The organism is Bergeyella anatis (assembly GCF_036016955.1).
In the GTDB taxonomy this organism is placed as follows: domain Bacteria; phylum Bacteroidota; class Bacteroidia; order Flavobacteriales; family Weeksellaceae; genus JAYWXI01.
The window spans coordinates 1-561 of record NZ_JAYWXI010000103.1; the positions used below are offsets into that span (position 1 = coordinate 1).

General features: G+C 36.2%; 1 protein-coding gene. It reads right to left on the reverse strand.

Annotated features, from left to right (window positions below; genetic code table 11):
- Positions 1 to 561, reverse strand: a 561-nt coding sequence (locus tag VQ048_RS12445; RefSeq protein ID WP_442872829.1) for an FAD-dependent oxidoreductase, incomplete at both ends; no start/stop codon positions are given.

Genomic DNA, 561 nt, shown 5'->3' on the forward strand with positions numbered 1-561 from the left:
CTTACCTAAGGGAAATATTCGTGTCGCTAACCCTACAAAAGATGATGTCACACGAATCAGTTCTTTGTAGCGTTCATCCCAATCGGAAAATTTTTTCAGGAGAAAATCAACGACACTATTTCTGTCTTGAAAATCTACCAGAGTCTTGCTTTTCCATTCATCAGATGTTTTAAAACTTATTCCAAAATGCAATGCACCATTATTATTAGGATTCGCAAATAATAAATTACCTTGATGAGCAGCCATTAGCCGGTTTCCATTGCATAGCTGAAAAAATCCAGGACAGTTCACCTCTGGTTGATGAATATCGGCTTGTATATTGAAAGTACCTGTTTCTTCAACTTCCGTGTCGGTAACAAATTTTCTTACTTTAGACATTCCACCATTGGCAATAATAACCAGATCTGCTGTTTCACTCGGTTTATCTTCAAAAGTTAGTGTCCACTTCTCCTTATCAGGTTCAAGCGTAACAAGTTTTCTATCCCAAATGACGGTGTCATTTTGTAGGCTATTTAATAAGATAGTTCTTAAGTCATTTCTGTTTATTTCAGGATTGTCAAA